This is a genomic window from Calidifontibacter indicus, from assembly GCF_003386865.1.
Lineage (GTDB): Bacteria > Actinomycetota > Actinomycetes > Actinomycetales > Dermatophilaceae > Yimella > Yimella indica.
Genome location: NZ_QTUA01000001.1, coordinates 2,253,647 through 2,269,872 on the forward strand (window position 1 = coordinate 2,253,647; position 16,226 = coordinate 2,269,872).

Genomic DNA, 16,226 nt, shown 5'->3' on the forward strand with positions numbered 1-16,226 from the left:
GGCTCTGGATACTGTTGGCCGGGTGACGATCCGGGTTGCCCTCCACCACCGCACGACGTACACCTTCGACGAGCCGGTGACGGTGCACCCGCATGTCGTCCGGCTGCGACCGGCACCGCACAGTCGCACTCCGATCGAGTCGTATTCGCTGTCGGTCTCGCCGAAGAACCACTTCATCAACTGGCAGCAGGACCCGTTCGGCAACTACCTCGCCCGGCTGGTCTTCCCCGAGCGCGTCAAGGAACTCGACATCACCGTCGACCTGGTCGCCGACATGACGGTGATCAACCCCTTCGACTTCTTCGTCGAGGAGTACGCCGAGCACTTCCCGTTCGAGTACGCCCCCGACCTGCGTGCCGATCTGGAGCCCTACCTGCGCCCGGTCGACGACGGCGACGAGGGCAGCGGCCCCTCGCCGCAGGTGCGGGAATGGATCGACAAGGCGGTTGCCGACGCCCGCTCCGGCGAGGACGACCCGCGCATCGTCGACTTCCTGGTCGCGATGAACAGCGCTGTGAACCGGTCGGTTTCGTACTCCGTGCGGATGGAGCACGGCGTGCAGACACCGCAGGAGACCCTCGATCGAGGTATCGGGTCGTGCCGTGACAGTGCCTGGCTGCTGGTGTCGGCGCTGCGCGAAGCCGGCCTGGCCGCCCGATTCGTCTCGGGCTATCTCGTTCAGCTCACCTCCGACGTGAAGGCGCTCGACGGACCCGACGGTCCGACCGAGGACTTCACCGACCTGCATGCCTGGGCCGAGGTGTTCGTGCCGGGCGCCGGATGGATCGGACTCGACGCGACCAGTGGCCTCTTCGCAGGCGAGGGGCACATCCCGCTGTGCGCCACGCCCCACCCGTCCGCCGCGGCACCGATCACCGGAGCCACCGCACCCGTCGGTGTCAGCTTCGATTTCGAGAACACCGTCACCCGCATCTTCGAAGACCCGCGCGTCACCAAGCCCTACTCCGACGTGCAGTGGGAGAAGGTGCGCGAGCTCGGACGCCACGTCGACGAACTGCTCGAGGCGGGCGACGTGCGGCTCACCATGGGCGGCGAGCCCACCTTCGTCTCCGCAGGCGACACCTCGACCCCGCAGTGGGAGACCGCGGCCGACGGCCCCGAGAAGCGCAAGCTCGCCACCGAACTCGCCGCGACGCTGCGCACCCGCTACGCCGAAGGCGGCATCACCCACCACGGTCAGGGCAAGTGGTATCCGGGAGAACCGTTGCCGCGCTGGCAGATCGGCCTCATCTGGCGGGCCGACGGACAACAGATGTGGCAGCACCCCGACCTGCTCGACGACCCGTGGGGCGACGCGCGTGTGCCCGACGACGAGCAGGAGAAGGCGACCGCCGTCCGTGACTTCGCCCAACACCTCGCCGCCCGACTCGGGCTGCCCGACGACGTGGTGCGCGCGGCCTACGAAGACCCGATCACGCAGTGGCACAACGAGATCCGCCAACCCGCCGGGGAGAAGCCGGGCGACGACGTCGACGCGCTCGACCCGGACCGTGCGCAGAAGCTCGCCGCGAAGGAGCAGGCACCCGAGCTGCCGACCGGCTGGGTGTTGCCGATCTTCCCAAACTCGGACGGCGACGGCTGGGGGAGCGCGATCTGGCGCACCCGCCGCGACCACCTCTACCTCACCCCGGGCACCTCACCGATGGGCCTACGGTTGCCGCTGAGCTCGATCGCCTGGACCGAAGCACCGTTCACGCCCGACGCCTCGCCGTTCGCGGCGTCCGGCACGCTCCCCACACCCGAAGAACTCGCCTCGGACGACGTCGCGCCGGCCACCCTGCACGACATCGAGGAATCGCCGAGCACCGCGCTGACCGTCGAGGCCCGCGACGGGCACCTGTTCGTCTTCCTGCCGCCGCTGTCGGAACTCGACGACGCCCTACTCATGCTCGCAGCGATCGAGCAGGCCGCTGTCGCCACCGGCACCCCAGTGGTGCTCGAGGGATACGCGCCGCCCAGCGGTGCCGGACGGCTCAAGTCGCTGACCGTCACCCCCGACCCCGGCGTCATCGAGGTCAACGTGCAGCCCACCTCGTCGTGGGAGGAGTTGGAAGACCTCACCACCACGCTCTTCGACGACGCGCGCCGCACCCGCCTGGCCACCGAGAAGTTCGACCTCGACGGCACACACACCGGCACCGGCGGCGGCAACCACATCACCCTCGGCGGCTCGACACCGAAGGACTCCCCGCTGCTGCGCCGTCCCGACCTGCTGCGCAGCCTGATCACCTTCTGGCAGCACCACCCGGCGCTGTCGTATGTGTTCTCCGGACGCTTCATCGGCCCGACCAGCCAGTCGCCGCGCGTCGACGAAGGACGCCACGAGACGCTCTACGAACTCGAGATCGCCTTCCACGAACTCGACCGCGTCACAAAGGAATCCGGCGGCGAGCCGCGGCCGTGGCTGACCGACCGACTGCTGCGCCACCTGCTGACCGACATCACCGGCAACACCCACCGCAGCGAGTTCTGCATCGACAAGCTCTACAGCCCCGACTCCGACCGCGGCCGCCTCGGCATCCTCGAACTGCGCGGCTTCGAAATGCCCCCGCACGCGCGAATGTCGCTGGTGCAGGCATTGCTCGTGCGCACCCTGGTCGCCCGGTTCTGGAACGAGCCGTACGAGGGCGCCCTGGTGCGCTGGGGTTCCCGGTTGCACGACCGATTCCTGTTGCCCGCGTTCGCCGCAGCCGACCTGCGCGACGTGGTGGCCGACCTCAACCGGTTCCTGGAGAACAACGGCAACGGCGACGAGCACCGGTTCGACCCGGCGTGGTTCGACCCGTTCCTGGAGTTCCGCTTCCCCCGGCTCGGCGAGACCGACGTCGACGGGGTGCACCTCGAACTGCGTCAGGCCGTCGAACCCTGGCACGTGCTGGGGGAGGAGGTGTCGGCCGGAGGGACCGCTCGCTACGTCGACTCCTCGGTCGAGAAGGTGCAGGTCGCCGCGACCGGTCTGGTGCCCGGACGCCACGTCGTCACCTGCAACGGCATCCCCGTTCCGATGTCGCCGGTGTCCGGATCGGGTTGGGGCACAGGCAGCCCCGGCACCGCCGGTGCGCCCGACACGGCGGTCGGTGGCGTTCGGTACCGCGCGTGGGCACCGCCGTCCGCCCTGCACCCGACGATCGGGGTGCACTCGCCGTTGGTGTTCGACCTGGTCGACCGCTGGAACGGGCTGTCGTTGGGCGGGTTCACCTATCACGTCGTGCACCCGGGTGGCCGGGCGTTCGAGACCTACCCGGTGAACGCGGCCGAGGCCGAATCGCGCCGCAACAGCCGGTTCGAGGCGCTCGGACACACCTCGGGGCCGATCGACACCTCGACCTGGCCGGCCGACACCCAGGTGCGACACGGCGGCGGCGAGTACCCGTCGACCCTGGATCTGCGCCGATTCCTGCCCGGGCACCGCGACTGACCGGCATCCGGTCGGTGCCGCCTCATAGGGTGGACGCATGACGGCGCAACCACACGACCGCTCCGGCGTGCTGAGCCGCTACGACGAACGCGTCGAAGCGCTGAGCACCGAGCTCGGTGACCGGGTCGGCGGTTCTTACGACGAGTGGGTCGGCGACGGTGCAGCAGTGCACGAGTCGCTGCGGTCCATCGTCGACACCGTCGGGGTCGGCGGGCTGCTCGCCCGCCGCGCCGCGGCGAACCGCTACATCAAGGACGACGGGCTCACCTACACGGCCAACGGCGAACAGCGTTCTCGCCCATGGCAACTCGACCCGTTACCGGTCGTGATGACCGACACCAAGTGGGTCGAACTCGAACGCGGACTCGCCCAGCGGGCGATGCTGCTCGACGCGTTGCTCGAAGACCTCTATGGCGACCGGCGGATGATCTCCGAACGTGTCGTCCCGGCGGCGGCGGTCGTCGGTCACGACGGGTTCCTGCCCGCCGCCGATGGCATCCGGCTGCCCGGTGCCCGCCAACTCGTCATGACCAGCGTCGACCTCGCGCGTGACGCCGCCGGCAACTGGACGGTGATCGCCGACCGCAATCAGGCGCCGTCCGGTGCGGGCTACGCGATGGCCGACCGCCGGATCATCGCGCGCACCCTCCCACGCCTCTACCGCGACACCGCGCTGGCGCGGCTGCGCGGCTTCTTCGACGAGATGAGCGACGCGCTGCTCGACGCCGCGCCGGTCACCGTCGACCAGCCCAACATCGTGCTGCTGTCGCCCGGCCCGGAGAGCGAGACCGCGTTCGACCAGGCCTTCCTCGCCACCCTGCTCGGCCTGCCGCTGGTGCTCGCCGAAGACCTCACGATGCGCGACGGCCAGGTCTGGCGGCGCACCACCCACAAGCCCCAGAAGGTCGACCTGCTCGTGCGCCGCGTCGACGCGGCATGGTCGGATCCCCTTGACCTGCGAGGGGATTCGCGGCTCGGAGTCACCGGTCTCACCGAGGCTGCCCGGCGCGGCACGATCAGTGTGGTCAACCCGCTGGGCAGCGGAGTGCTGGAGAACCCCGGCCTCGTGCCGTTCCTGCCCGAGGCGGCCAAGCGGCTGCTCGGCGAAGAACTGATCCTGCCGGACGCCCGCACCTGGTGGATGGGTGACGACGGGCAGCGGGCCGAGGCGCTCGACCGACTCGACGAACTCGTCGTGAAGCCGATCAGCCGCGGCGAGGCCGACCCTGCGACGTACGGCTGGGAGCTGTCGACCGAGCAACTCGACGAGCTGCGCACTCGCATCGAGGCCGAGCCCTGGAAGTGGACGGCGCAGGAGCAGGTGGCGATGTCGACCGCCCCCGTCGTGGCCTCGGACGGCCTTGAGCCGCGTCGCCTCGTACTGCGCACGTTCGGGGTGGGCGGCAACGACGGCTACCGGTTCCTGCACGGTGGGCTCGGACGGGTGTCGCCGGACAGCATGAGCTGGGACGTCTCGAACCAGCGCGGCGGCATCGCCAAGGACATCTGGGTGCTCGCGCCGAGCGAGTTCGAGGCCGCGATGACGGCCCGTGGCCGACACCGTGACACCCTCCAGCTCACCGCCGCCGAGCCGGAGTCGCTCTCGTTGGCACCCCGTGTCGCCGACGATCTGTTCTGGCTCGGTCGCTACGCCGAACGCGCCGAGTCGAGTGCGCGCCTGGTGACCGTGGTCGACGACCTGGTGGCCGACCACTGGGGCCGCACCGGGTCGCCCGGGTTCTCCGCGATGCGCGAGATGCTGCTCACCCTCGGTCAGGTCACCGGTGTGCCCACGCCGGGCGTCGAGGAGCACCCGACCGAGTTCCTGCGCCGCATCGTCTTCGACGAGGAGACGCCGGGCACGATCGCCTACTCGGTACGACGACTCGCGCGCACGGCCCACGCCGTCCGCGAACTGCTGTCGCCCGACACCTGGCTGATCCTCAGCCGGTTGCAGACCGCGATCCACCGTCCGGAAGACGACGACGAGCCGCTGCCCGGTGTGCTCGCACAGGTGCTCGAGGGCCTCGTCGGTCTCGCCGGACTGTCCGCCGAGAACACCGTGCGTGACGAGGTGTGGGCGTTCACCGAGTTCGGCCGCCGGCTCGAGCGGGCGCTGCAACAGTCGACCCTGCTGCGCGTGTCGATCGGCGCCGAGCGGTCGCCGGTGACCGACGGTCAGGTCACCGAGGCCGCACTGCGGGCCTGCGACAGCGTCATCACGTTCCGTCGCCGGCTCGCGTCCGGCACCGGTCCGGCATCGCCGGTCGCCGGCATGCTGCAACTGCTGCTGCGCGACCCGATCAACCCGCGGTCGATGGAGTTCCAGGTGAACCGCCTCTCGGCGATCACCGAGACCGTCGACGACCCCGACATCCGCGAGTCCGTCGACAACCTCGCCGCACACCTGAAGTCGATCGCACCGGAGGCGCTGGCGTCCAGGGAGCGCAATCAGCTCGCCGACTACACCAGCGAGCTCGCGACACAGCTGCGCAGGCTCAGCGACCTGGTGTCCGAGCGCTACTTCGTGCGGCCCACGCCACTGCACCGGGTCAGGACGATCCACGAGATCGGAGTGCGCCAGTGACCACGACCGAGCCGCGCCCCGACCTGCACAACACCCGCCACTACGAGGTGCGTCACACCACCGAGTACGTCTACGAGGACTACGTCACCGCGTCCTACAGCCGGGCCTGCCTGCGTCCGCGCTCGACCGACCACCAGAAGGTCGTCTCCAACGTCATCGAGGTGACCCCGTCGGCGAACGTGATGTCGGAACACACCGACTTCTTCGGCAACTACAGCCACTACCTGGAGATCCGCACCCGGCACACGCGGTTTGCGGTGACCAAGCGGTCGGAGCTCGAGATCACCTGGCCCCAGGTCGACGTCGAAGCCCTCAACCGGTGGACGGTGGCCACCGCCCGGGAGGAACTGCGCTCCACCGCAGCGGGATTCGACCTCGATCACGCGCGCTACCTGTTGCCCTCACGGCTGGTCGATGTGACCCCGATGGTCGCCGCGTACGCGGTCGAGCACCTGCCCGACAACAAGCCGCTCGGCGACGCGCTGGTGCACCTCTACGAGCTGATCTACAGCGACTACAAGTACGCCAAGGGAGCCACCTCGACCACGACCACCCTCGAGGAGGTCATCGAGGGCAAGGCCGGGGTCTGCCAGGACTTCGCACACCTCGCCGCGGGCATGGCTCGCCACGTCGGGCTGCCGGCCCGCTACGTCAGCGGCTACATCGAGACGGTGCCCCCACCGGGCAAACCGAAGCTCGCGGGGTCGGACGCCACCCACGCCTGGACGTCCATACGGACCCCGCTCGGGTGGGTCGACCTCGACCCGACGAACAACCACTTCGCCGACTCGCGCTACATCGTGACCGCGTGGGGGCGTGACTTCCGCGACGTGTCACCGCTCAAGGGCATCATCTTCAGCGAGGGCAGTGGCAGCACCCTCCACGTCGCTGTCGACGTCATCCCGCTGACCAAGGAGCGGGCGCACCGCCAGCCGGAGTTGGGCGACCTGGGCTGATCGCGCTCGGCGTGGATGCGGGGCCAGGCGGCGGAGTCGCTCATGACCGGCTTTCTACGGCGGGGGCGGACGGAGGGCGTGGTTCGAGTATCCCGCGCCAGCCTGATCTCGGCCTGACAATTCTCAGCGGCCGACGTGGCGGCCGATGCGGGAGTTTTGGCGCCTCCGTGCTAATGTTTCGCGTCGTTGGCCACCGAGAAATCGGCAGCCAAGTCACCTCGTCCGGGTGGCGGAATGGCAGACGCGCTAGCTTGAGGTGCTAGTGCCCTTTAACGGGCGTGGGGGTTCAAGTCCCCCTCCGGACACCAGTGTGATGTCTCAGGACATCGGAAACAGGGCGAACCCTCAGGGTTCGCCCTGTTTCGTGTTTTGGGGCTGGTATTTGCGGGTGGTGTCGAGGGTGAGTTCTCGTAGGACTTCGCCGGTTTCGGTGTGGATGATCGTGATGTCGAGGTCCTGGATGAGCAGGGTCACGGGTTGTCCGGTGTGGGCTCGGCCGATGCCGATGTGGAACAGCTGCCCGGCGTGGCGGAGGGTGACGCGGCCGTTGTTGACTTTGTCGTGGCGGACGCGGCTGTGGGTTCGGTCTGAGGGTTCGGTGCTGGGCGTGGCTTTGGGTCGCGCCTGGTAGGCCGCAGCGGGTGTGCGCCGGTGCAGGGAGCGGTGGGGCCGCTGCTGGTTGTACTCGTCACGGAATTGGTCGAGCAGGGCCTGGAGTTCGGCGATCGTGGTGGGTTGGACGGGTTGGCGCCGCAGCCAGTTCTTCAGTGTTTGTTGGAAGCGTTCGACCTTGCCGCAGGTTGAATCGCCCCGGAGTGTCCGGAGACTTTCTCAAACGGTCAGCGCAGCGGTTTGCTGGGCTGTTTTGCGAGCGTAGTACGCCTCCTCAAGCTCGACGGGTGGGATGTCGCCGCAGTACTCGTACAGGCGCCGATGGGGTTGAACCAGTCGACCCATTCGGTGGTCGCGATCTCGACGTCATCGGCGCCCTTCCAGGGCTTGGCTCGCTTGATCAACTCGGTCTTGTACAACCCGTTGATCGACTCCGCTAACGCGTTGTCGTACGAATCCCCAGTACTACCAATGGAATCCGCGACACCGGCCTCGGCCAGGGCTTGACCGAACCGGATCGAGGTGTACTGAGACCCCCGATCGTGGTGATGCACCAACGCGCTGAAATCAGCTGTCCCGTAACGGTTCCGGGTCCAGACAGCCTGCTCGAACGCATGCAACACGAAGTCCGTCGTCATCGACGTCGACACCGACCACCCCAAGATCCGCCGCGCGTAGGCGTCGACGACGAACGCGACGTACACCCACCCCGACCACGTGCTGACATAGGTGAAGTCGGCGACCCACAGCCGGTCCGGCGCCAACGGCGCGAACCGGCGACACACCAGATCATCCGGACGCCGATCAGCGGCCGACGCGTCGGGCGTCGTGGTCCGCTTGACCGTGCCGCGGATCGCGCCCCGCCACCCGCGTTCACGCATGATCCGCTCCACCGTGCACCGGGCAACCCGGTGGCCTTCGCGGTTGAGTTGCAACCACACCTTCCGAGCCCCGTACACGCTGTAGTTCTCGGTGTAGACACGGTGAATCTCTCTGGTCAGCAACGCTTCTCGCCAGTCCGAGGTGGTCATCGGGCGATCCACGAGTTCGTAATAGGTCGATGGGGCGATCGTGATCCCGTGCTCGGTCAGCACGGAACAGATCGGCTCGACACCCCACCGCAGACCACCAGGTTCACGCCGATCGGCGTGCACCCTGATGAAGTCCACGATCAGCCGCGTGGCCGGTCGAGCTCGGCTGCGAAGAAAGCCGAGGCTGCCTTCAGGATCGAGTTCGCTCGCTTCAACTCGGCGACCTCGCGCCGCAGCCTGCGCAGTTCCTCCGACTCGGCCGTCCCGACCCCGCCGACACCGCCAGCAGCGCCGGCGTCAGCCTCTGCCTGACGCACCCACTTCCGAAGCGTCTCGGCCGACCCGATCCCCAACAAAGGAGCGACCCGCTGGATCGCCGGCCACTCACTCTCGTCCGAGGGCCGCTCGGTCACCATCCGCACCGCGCGCTCCTTGAGCTCCGCGGGATACCTCTTCGTACCAGTGCCTGCCATGACTCCAACCTTCCCAACATCTGGAGTCTCCGGACATGCCGGGGCGATTCACCCAGCAGTGTTTCCGATGTCTTGAGACATGTGTTTCCTATGTCCTGAGACTCAACACCCCTCCGGACACCAGTCACGAAGGGCCACCCAACGGGTGGCCCTTCGTCGTTCGGTCGCCGGTCAGCCGCGCCCGAACAAGCGGGCCGCGTTGTCGTGCAACACACCTCGACACCAGTCGTCGCCGAGACCCAGACCGACGATGGCGTCGAGGGCCTCCACGTACGGGTAGGGGATGTTCGGGAAGTCGGTGCCGAGCAGCACTCGGTCACCGAGGCGCACCAGGTCGCCCAGGCGGTCCTTCGGGAACGGCATGTCGTTCTCCACGAACTGCGTGAACACCATCGTGGTGTCGAGGTGCACGCCGGCGAACTCATCACACAGGTCGAGGAATTCGCCGTACTCCGGCATACCCATGTGGGCGATGATCAGCTTGAGGCCGGGGAAGCGTTCCAGCACGGAGCGCACCCGCTGCGGTCCGGTGAACTCGCCCGGGGTCGGGCCGCTGCCGGCGTGCAACACCACCGGAACGCCGGACTCCTGCAACCTCGCCCAGACGCCGTCCAACAGGTCGTCGGTCGGGTCGTAGGCGCCGACCTGCACGTGGGCCTTGAAGATCTCGGCGCCCGACGCGATCGCCTCGGCCACGTAGTCACCGGCCCCGGGTTCGGGATAGAACGTCGCCGATTGCAGGCAGTCCGGGTGTGCCGCAGCGAAATCGGCGCTCCACTGGTTCAGCCACTGCGCCATTCCCGGCTTGTGCGGGTAGTTGAGCGACGACCACCCGACGACCCCGAGTTCGCGCAGCTTCGCAACCCGTTCCGCTTCGTCGAACCGGTACGCGATGCCCCATTCCCGGCCGGTGAGCGGCCCGACCGAGTCGAAGTAGGCCCACACCTTGTCGAGCACCGACTTCGGCATGAAGTGAGTGTGCACGTCGATCAGGCCGGGAAGGCCCAGCCGGTCGATGAGTGCATGCACCCGGGTCGCTTCGTCCGACGGCAGTTCGACCGTCACCGGCATCGGTCTCCTCCTGGGCTTGATGATTCTGGGGTGAACGGTGTGCTCGCCACGGGTTCGGCACGCCGTGGCCACCGTCACACCGCTGATCCTGCCAGGATCGGACGTGCCACCAGGCGGTGCTCACACGGACCACCCCTGACGAAACGCGAACCCCGGAGAGCCGATGACCGACCACGTCGAGATCGAACGCACCTTCACAACAGACCCGCGGCGGCTGTTCCGCGCCTGGACCGACCCGGTCGAGTTGGCCGCGTGGTTCGCGCCGACCGGGTGGACCGTCCCGGCCGAGACCGTCACGATCGACCCACGCCCGGGTGGCGTCTGGCGGCTCACGATGGCGGAGGACGGCGGTGCCGGCCGGGTGCCGGTCGACGCACAGCTCACCGAGGTGGTGCCGGGGGAGCGGCTCGTCGGCAAGGAGTCGATGGACGGGCCCGACGGCGCAACCGAGATCACTCTCGCCGTCACCTTCGGCGCCGACCCGTCCGGTGCGAAACTCGTGCTGCGCCAAGGACCTTTCCCCACCGAGGAACTCCTCGCGCAGACCGCCGCAGGGTGGGGCAGTTCCTTCGAGAAGCTCGACACCTTGGTCAACCCGGGCGAGCGCTGAGCGGTGGACCTGCACGAGGACAACATCCGGCTGCCCGACGGGCGCGTGCTGCACGCGTACGTCGCGGTTCCGTCCGATCGTGTCGCGCTCACCCTCTACTGGCACCACGGGTCGCCCAACATCGGGCAGCCGCCGGTGCCGCTGTTCCCGCTCGCCGACGAGCTCGGCATCCGGTTCGTCTCGCACACCCGCCCCGGCTACACCGGGTCCGACCGTGCGCGTGACCGCCGGGTGGTCGACGTGGTGCCCGACGCCGCGACGGTGCTCGACCACCTCGGCATCGAACAGTTCGTGCCGATGGGGCATTCCGGTGGCGGAGCGCACAGCCTGGCGCTGGCGGCCCGCGATCGGAGATGCGTTGGCGCGCTGGCCATTTCGGGACTCGCGCCGATCGACGCGGAGGGCTTGGACTTCTTCGCCGGGTTCGACGAGGCCGGACGTCGCGAACTCGCCGCCGCGTCGGCCGGTCCGCGGGAGATGGAGCGTTTCCTGGCCGCAGAGCCCGACGCAGAGCCGCCGTTCGAACCCGACGACCTGGAGATGTTCGAGGGCGCCTGGTCGTGGTTCATGGACGTCGTGCGCCCCTCGATGGTGCACAGCCCGGACGGCTTCGTCGACGACGACGTCGCAGCGACCCACCCGTGGGGCTTCGATCCGGCCGGCATCGGGGTGCCAACCGTGCTGCTGCACGGGGCGCGCGACCGGATGGTGCCCGCCGACCACTCCCGCTGGCTCGCCGGCGTGATCCCGGACGCCGACCTGCGGGTCGTCGACGCCGGCCACCTGAGCGTCATGCGTTTCGTCGAGCCGGCGATCCGCGACCTGCACTCCCGGCTCGCATGAACCCGACTCCGTTCGCCCGCCTCGCGGACGTCTCCCGGCAGGTGGCCGGCACGGCATCGCGCAACGAGAAGGTTGCCCACATCGCGGCGCTGCTGCGCGACGTGGCGCCCGACGAACGTGCACTCACCGCCGACTACCTCGCCGGCACCCTCCCGCAACGACGTGTAGGCGTCGGTTGGCGATCGCTGCGGGGCAGCACCTCGACACCCGCGCAGGCACCGACGGTCGCCGTCCGCGAGATCGATGCCCGGCTCACCGAGTTGGAAGACCTGCACGGCCCCGGCTCCGTGACCCGTCGCAAGGAACTGCTCGACGACCTGTGGGCGCGGCTCACCGACGCCGAGCGCACCTTTCTCACCGGTCTGCTGATCGGTGATGCCCGCCAAGGCGCGGGCGACGGCGTGATGCTCAAGGCGATCGCGGCGGCCGCCGACCTGAAGGAGACGCAGGTGCGTCGGGCGGTGATGCTCGCCGGGCGCACCGGCCCCGTCGCGGCGATCGCGCTCGACGGCGGAGCCGAGGCACTCGCGCGCATTCGGTTGGAGGTGGGTCGACCGTTGCGCCCGATGCTCGCCGGTTCGAGCCCCGACATCGCCTCGGCGCTCGGCGACGTCACCGCACCGGGCGAGTGGACCGTCGAGGTGAAACTCGACGGAATCCGGTTGCAGGCACACAAGATCGGCGACGACGTGCGGTTGTTCACCCGCAGCCTCGACGACATCACTGCCCGGCTGCCGGAGATCGTCGACCTCGTCGGCTCGCTCCCCGCGCGCAATGTGGTGCTCGACGGTGAAGCGATCGCGCTCCGCCCCGACGGCAGCCCGCACCCTTTCCAGGTCACCGGGGCCCGCACGGCCAGCAGCGCCGACCCCGACGAACTGCGACGCACCGTGCCGGTCACCGCGCTCTTCTTCGACCTGTTGCACCTCGACGGCGCCGACCTCGTCGATGCGCCGATGCAGCAGCGGCGCGCTGCGCTGCAAGGCCTCGTGCCCGCCGAGCACGTCGTCTCCGCGCTCGAGGTCACCGAAACGGCTGCCGCACAGGCATTCTTCGACGACTGGGTGGCCCGCGGCCACGAGGGCGTCGTGGCCAAACGCACCGACGCCGTCTATGCCGCCGGACGCCGGGGCAACGGCTGGGTGAAGGTCAAACCCCGGCACACCCTCGACCTGGTCGTGCTCGCCGTCGAGGAGGGCAGTGGTCGCCGCCGCGGTTACCTGTCGAACATCCACCTCGGCGCCCGCGACGGCAAGGGCGGCTTCGTGATGCTCGGTAAGACCTTCAAAGGCATGACCGACGAGATGCTCGCCTGGCAGACCCGGCGGTTCACCGACCTGATGACCGAACGCGACGACTGGGTCGTGCGGGTGCGCCCGGAGCAGGTCGTGGAGATTGCGTTCGACGGTCTGCAACGCTCCACGCGCTACCCGGGCGGCGTCGCTCTGCGCTTCGCGCGGGTGCTGCGCTATCGCGACGACAAGTCCGCCGAGCAGGCCGACTCGATCGACGACGTGCTGCGTTTGGCACAGTGGCAGCAGAACAACCAGGTGGACCCGGACGAGGAGCAGACATGAGCGACACGAACAACACCACGACGTCGGACGTCAAGGCCCGCGACGAGGTCGTGCGCATCTGTCAGGACCTCATCGGCATCGACACCAGCAACTACGGCACCGACAAGGGCCCCGGCGAGCGCAAGGCGGCCGAGTACGTCATGTCGCAGTTCGCCGAGGTGGGCCTCGAACCCGAACTGCTCGAGAGCGAGCCCGGCCGCGCGTCCGTCGTGGTGCGGATCGAGGGTGAGGACTCCTCGCGCGGCGCCCTGGTGGTGCACGGCCACCTCGACGTCGTGCCGGCGAACGCCGACGACTGGCAGGTCGACCCGTTCGCGGCAGAGATCAAGGACGACTGCGTCTGGGGCCGCGGCGCGGTCGACATGAAGGACATGGACGCGATGATCATCGCGAACGTGCGCGAACTCGTCCGGTCGGGCAAGAAGCCCCCGCGTGACCTCATCATCGGCATGTTCGCCGACGAGGAGGCCGGCGGCATCAAGGGCAGCCACTGGCTGGTCGACAACCGTCCCGACCTGTTCGAAGGCGCCAGCGAGGCGATCAGCGAGGTCGGTGGTTACAGCGTCACCGTGCCCACCAAAACCGCTGCCCAGCAACGGGTCTACCTGCTGCAGACGGCGGAGAAGGGCATCGCCTGGCTGCGTCTGGTGGCGCACGGACGCGCCGGTCACGGCTCGGTGCCCAACGATGCCAACGCGGTCGTGCGGCTCGCCGAGGCGATCGCCCGCATCAGCGCCCACCCGTGGCCGCGTGAGTACATCGCGAGCGTGTCGCTGCTGCTCGACGGACTCTGCGACATCACCGGCATCGGCTACACGTCCGACGACGCGAGCGAACTGCTGCAGCACATCGGCGGCGCCCGCGGATTCGTCGAAGGCACCCTGCGCGACACCGCGAACTTCACCATGTTGGACAGCGGTTACAAGCACAACGTCATCCCTCAGACCGCGTCGGCATCGCTCGACTGCCGGTTCCTGCCTGGACACGAGGACGATCTGATGAACGTGATCCGCGAACTGGCGGGGGAGTTCGTCGAGGTGGAGGTGCTGCACCACGACATCGCGCTCGACGCTCCGGTCGACGGGCCGCTGGTCGCCAAGATGCGCAGCGCCGTCGCCGCACACGACCCGGAGGCGGTCGTGCTGCCGTACTGCCTGTCGGGCGGCACCGACAACAAGGCGCTGAAGAAGTTGGGTATCACCGGTTACGGGTTCGCCCCGCTCAAGCTGCCGGCCGACCTCGACTTCGCGCCGATGTTCCACGGCATCGACGAGCGGGTTCCGTTGGAGTCGCTCCGTTTCGGCGCCGACGTGCTGGGCGAGTTCTTCCGCGACTGCTGAGTGCGGATCACCGCTGATCGGACGTCAGGCCGTGCGCTGCACCCGGATGATCTTGCGGCGCAGCCACACCCGCCGCAAGCCGCCGAGATACAGCACGGAACGGGCCAGTTCCCAGTGTCCGTACTCGGCGTGGTCGGTCAGGGCTTGACGGATCACCGACCGTTCCACGTCCCGCGGGAAGGTCAGCACCTGGTACTCGTACTCGATCATCGATGCCATTGTGCGCCAGAGCCGCTAGCGTTCGTGTCATGAGTGACGACCCGCGTGCCGCCCTCGCAGTTTTCGTCAACGCCCTGGAGCGTCATCTCGAGCTTGCCTCGAGCGGGCGCAATCCCGACGACCCCCACCTCCGAGAGGCCTACGACGCGTTGTCCGACGCGTTCGAGGCCTACGACGACGCGCTCTACGACGAGTACGGCGTCGCCACCCCGTTCTTCGTGCCGGCCGACGAGGACGACGACTTCGACGACGACTTCGATGAAGACGACGACGACGAAGAAAACGAGGACGACGAGGCTGACGAGGACGACGACCTCGACGACGACGAACTCGAGGAGTTCGAGGACGACGACGAGGACGACGACGAGGACGCCGCGTCGTACCGGGGGCTGGACGACGAGGACATCGAGTACGACGACAGCGACGAATGAGTTGCTGAACGAGTCGTCGCGCTCAGCTCAGGCCGACACCTCATCGAGTGCCTGCTTGATCGCCGGCGCGATCTCGAGTCGCTCGCTGGCCAACGCCATCCGCAGCTGACTCTGCCGACTGGCGCCGACGACGGCCGTGGCCAGCCCGGGACGGTCACGCAACCACGCCAGCGCGACCTCGGTGGCCGACACGCCGAGGCCGTCGGCGGCGGTGGCCACCGCCTTCATCACCGGTCCGTCGGCGGCCGCCAGCATCCTGGCCGCCCAGCGGGGGTGGTCACCCGAACCGGCACGGCTCTGCGCGGGCACCCCTGCGCGGTACTTCCCGGTGAGCACGCCGCCGGCCAACGGCGACCACGCCATCAACCCCAGACCGAGCGCCTGCGCGGCCGGCACGATCTCCGCTTCCGCCTCGCGGGCCAGGAGGCTGTACTGGACTTGGTTGGCGATCAACGGGATCCGGCAGCGTTGCGCTTCGCTCGTCACCATCGCCGACTGCCAGCCGGTGTGGTTGGACAGCCCGACGTAGCGCGCACGGCCCGAGACCACGGCGTGTTCGAGCGCCGACAGCGTCTCCTGCCAAGGCACCGCGTCCGACCAGGTGTGCACCAGCCACAGGTCGAGGTGGTCGGTGCCCAGCCGGCCCAAGCTCGCGTCGAGCTGGTCGAGCAGGGCCCGCCGCGAGGTGTCGACGACCCGCTCGCCGGTGCGGCGGGAAATACCGGCCTTGCCGACGAGCACAAGGTCTTCGCGGCGCAGGTCGGCGGTCAGCGAGCCGATGATCGTCTCCGACGCGCCGTCGGCGTATCCGTAGGCGGTGTCGATCGTGGTGCCGCCCGCGTCGAGGTAGTCGTCGAGCAGTTGCCGCGCATCGTCCTCGTCGACCTGGGTGCCCCAGTTCATCGTCCCCAAGGAGAGGGTGGAGACGGTCAGGCCGCTACGACCGAGAGGGCGGGAGTGCATGCGCCCCAACCTATCTGCAGCAGGCGCGCACCCTGCCGGTGCCGCTCGCGGCGCGTCGCCGACCGAGTACCGTT

11 protein-coding genes, 1 tRNA gene and 2 pseudogenes are annotated in these 16,226 nt (G+C 68.8%); 9 read left to right on the plus strand and 5 right to left on the minus strand.

Translation table 11 applies throughout. The features are described from left to right. Nucleotides 1-22: 22 nt before the first annotated feature. From DFJ65_RS10690 to DFJ65_RS10705, 4 genes are all read left to right on the plus strand, one after another. Nucleotides 23-3,439: a transglutaminase family protein gene (locus DFJ65_RS10690; RefSeq protein WP_115923012.1), complete on the plus strand. Its 3,417-nt coding sequence runs from the start codon at nt 23-25 to the stop codon at nt 3,437-3,439. A 37-nt stretch (nt 3,440-3,476) separates the two neighbouring features. Beyond that, nucleotides 3,477-6,026: a circularly permuted type 2 ATP-grasp protein gene (locus tag DFJ65_RS10695; protein WP_115923013.1), complete on the plus strand. Its 2,550-nt coding sequence runs from the start codon at nt 3,477-3,479 to the stop codon at nt 6,024-6,026. Beyond that, a complete protein-coding gene (locus DFJ65_RS10700) occupies nt 6,023-6,982 on the plus strand; it encodes a transglutaminase family protein (protein ID WP_115923014.1) in 960 nt (319 codons plus the stop codon). Before DFJ65_RS10695 ends, DFJ65_RS10700 begins: the two co-directional genes overlap by 4 nt. A gap of 220 nt (nt 6,983-7,202) precedes the next feature. Next, nucleotides 7,203-7,290 (plus strand) — tRNA-Leu (locus DFJ65_RS10705). A gap of 37 nt (nt 7,291-7,327) precedes the next feature. Here the strand turns inward: DFJ65_RS10705 and DFJ65_RS18485 are convergent. The 3 genes and pseudogenes from DFJ65_RS18485 to DFJ65_RS10720 form a co-directional block, all read right to left on the minus strand. Further along, a pseudogene (locus tag DFJ65_RS18485) lies at nt 7,328-7,786 on the minus strand (integrase core domain-containing protein); the annotation flags it as partial. A gap of 27 nt (nt 7,787-7,813) precedes the next feature. Continuing rightward, nucleotides 7,814-9,098: pseudogene (locus DFJ65_RS10715) on the minus strand (IS3 family transposase). Between the two features lie 171 nt (nt 9,099-9,269). Then, nucleotides 9,270-10,169: an amidohydrolase family protein gene (locus DFJ65_RS10720; protein ID WP_115923015.1), complete on the minus strand. Its 900-nt coding sequence runs from the start codon at nt 10,167-10,169 to the stop codon at nt 9,270-9,272. Nucleotides 10,170-10,332: 163 nt separating this feature from the next. Here DFJ65_RS10720 and DFJ65_RS10725 point away from each other — a divergent pair, with 163 nt between their 5' ends. The 4 genes from DFJ65_RS10725 to DFJ65_RS10740 are packed head-to-tail and all read left to right on the plus strand — an operon-like array spanning nt 10,333 to nt 14,539. Continuing rightward, on the plus strand, nt 10,333-10,779 hold the full coding sequence (locus DFJ65_RS10725) for an SRPBCC family protein (protein WP_115923016.1): 447 nt from the start codon (nt 10,333-10,335) through the stop codon (nt 10,777-10,779). Between the two features lie 3 nt (nt 10,780-10,782). Further along, nucleotides 10,783-11,622 carry an alpha/beta fold hydrolase gene (locus DFJ65_RS10730; protein ID WP_211308419.1) on the plus strand — a complete coding sequence of 280 codons (840 nt, stop codon included), beginning with the start codon at nt 10,783-10,785 and terminating at the stop codon, nt 11,620-11,622. Further along, nucleotides 11,619-13,199 carry an ATP-dependent DNA ligase gene (locus DFJ65_RS10735; RefSeq protein ID WP_115923017.1) on the plus strand — a complete coding sequence of 527 codons (1,581 nt, stop codon included), beginning with the start codon at nt 11,619-11,621 and terminating at the stop codon, nt 13,197-13,199. The genes DFJ65_RS10730 and DFJ65_RS10735 overlap by 4 nt, the downstream gene beginning before the upstream one ends. Then, on the plus strand, nt 13,196-14,539 hold the full coding sequence (locus DFJ65_RS10740; protein WP_115923018.1) for a M20/M25/M40 family metallo-hydrolase: 1,344 nt from the start codon (nt 13,196-13,198) through the stop codon (nt 14,537-14,539). Before DFJ65_RS10735 ends, DFJ65_RS10740 begins: the two co-directional genes overlap by 4 nt. 24 nt (nt 14,540-14,563) lie before the next feature. Here the strand turns inward: DFJ65_RS10740 and DFJ65_RS10745 are convergent, their stop codons facing one another. Next, nucleotides 14,564-14,758: a DUF5703 family protein gene (locus tag DFJ65_RS10745; RefSeq protein WP_115923019.1), complete on the minus strand. Its 195-nt coding sequence runs from the start codon at nt 14,756-14,758 to the stop codon at nt 14,564-14,566. Between the two features lie 29 nt (nt 14,759-14,787). Between DFJ65_RS10745 and DFJ65_RS17815 the strand changes: the two genes are divergently transcribed. Beyond that, nucleotides 14,788-15,189, plus strand: coding sequence for a DNA primase (locus tag DFJ65_RS17815; protein WP_211308420.1), 402 nt, complete (start codon nt 14,788-14,790; stop codon nt 15,187-15,189). A 27-nt stretch (nt 15,190-15,216) separates the two neighbouring features. On the opposite strand, the gene DFJ65_RS10755 is transcribed toward DFJ65_RS17815, so the two are convergent. Further along, nucleotides 15,217-16,152 carry an aldo/keto reductase gene (locus tag DFJ65_RS10755; protein WP_115923021.1) on the minus strand — a complete coding sequence of 312 codons (936 nt, stop codon included), beginning with the start codon at nt 16,150-16,152 and terminating at the stop codon, nt 15,217-15,219. Nucleotides 16,153-16,226 lie beyond the last annotated feature (74 nt).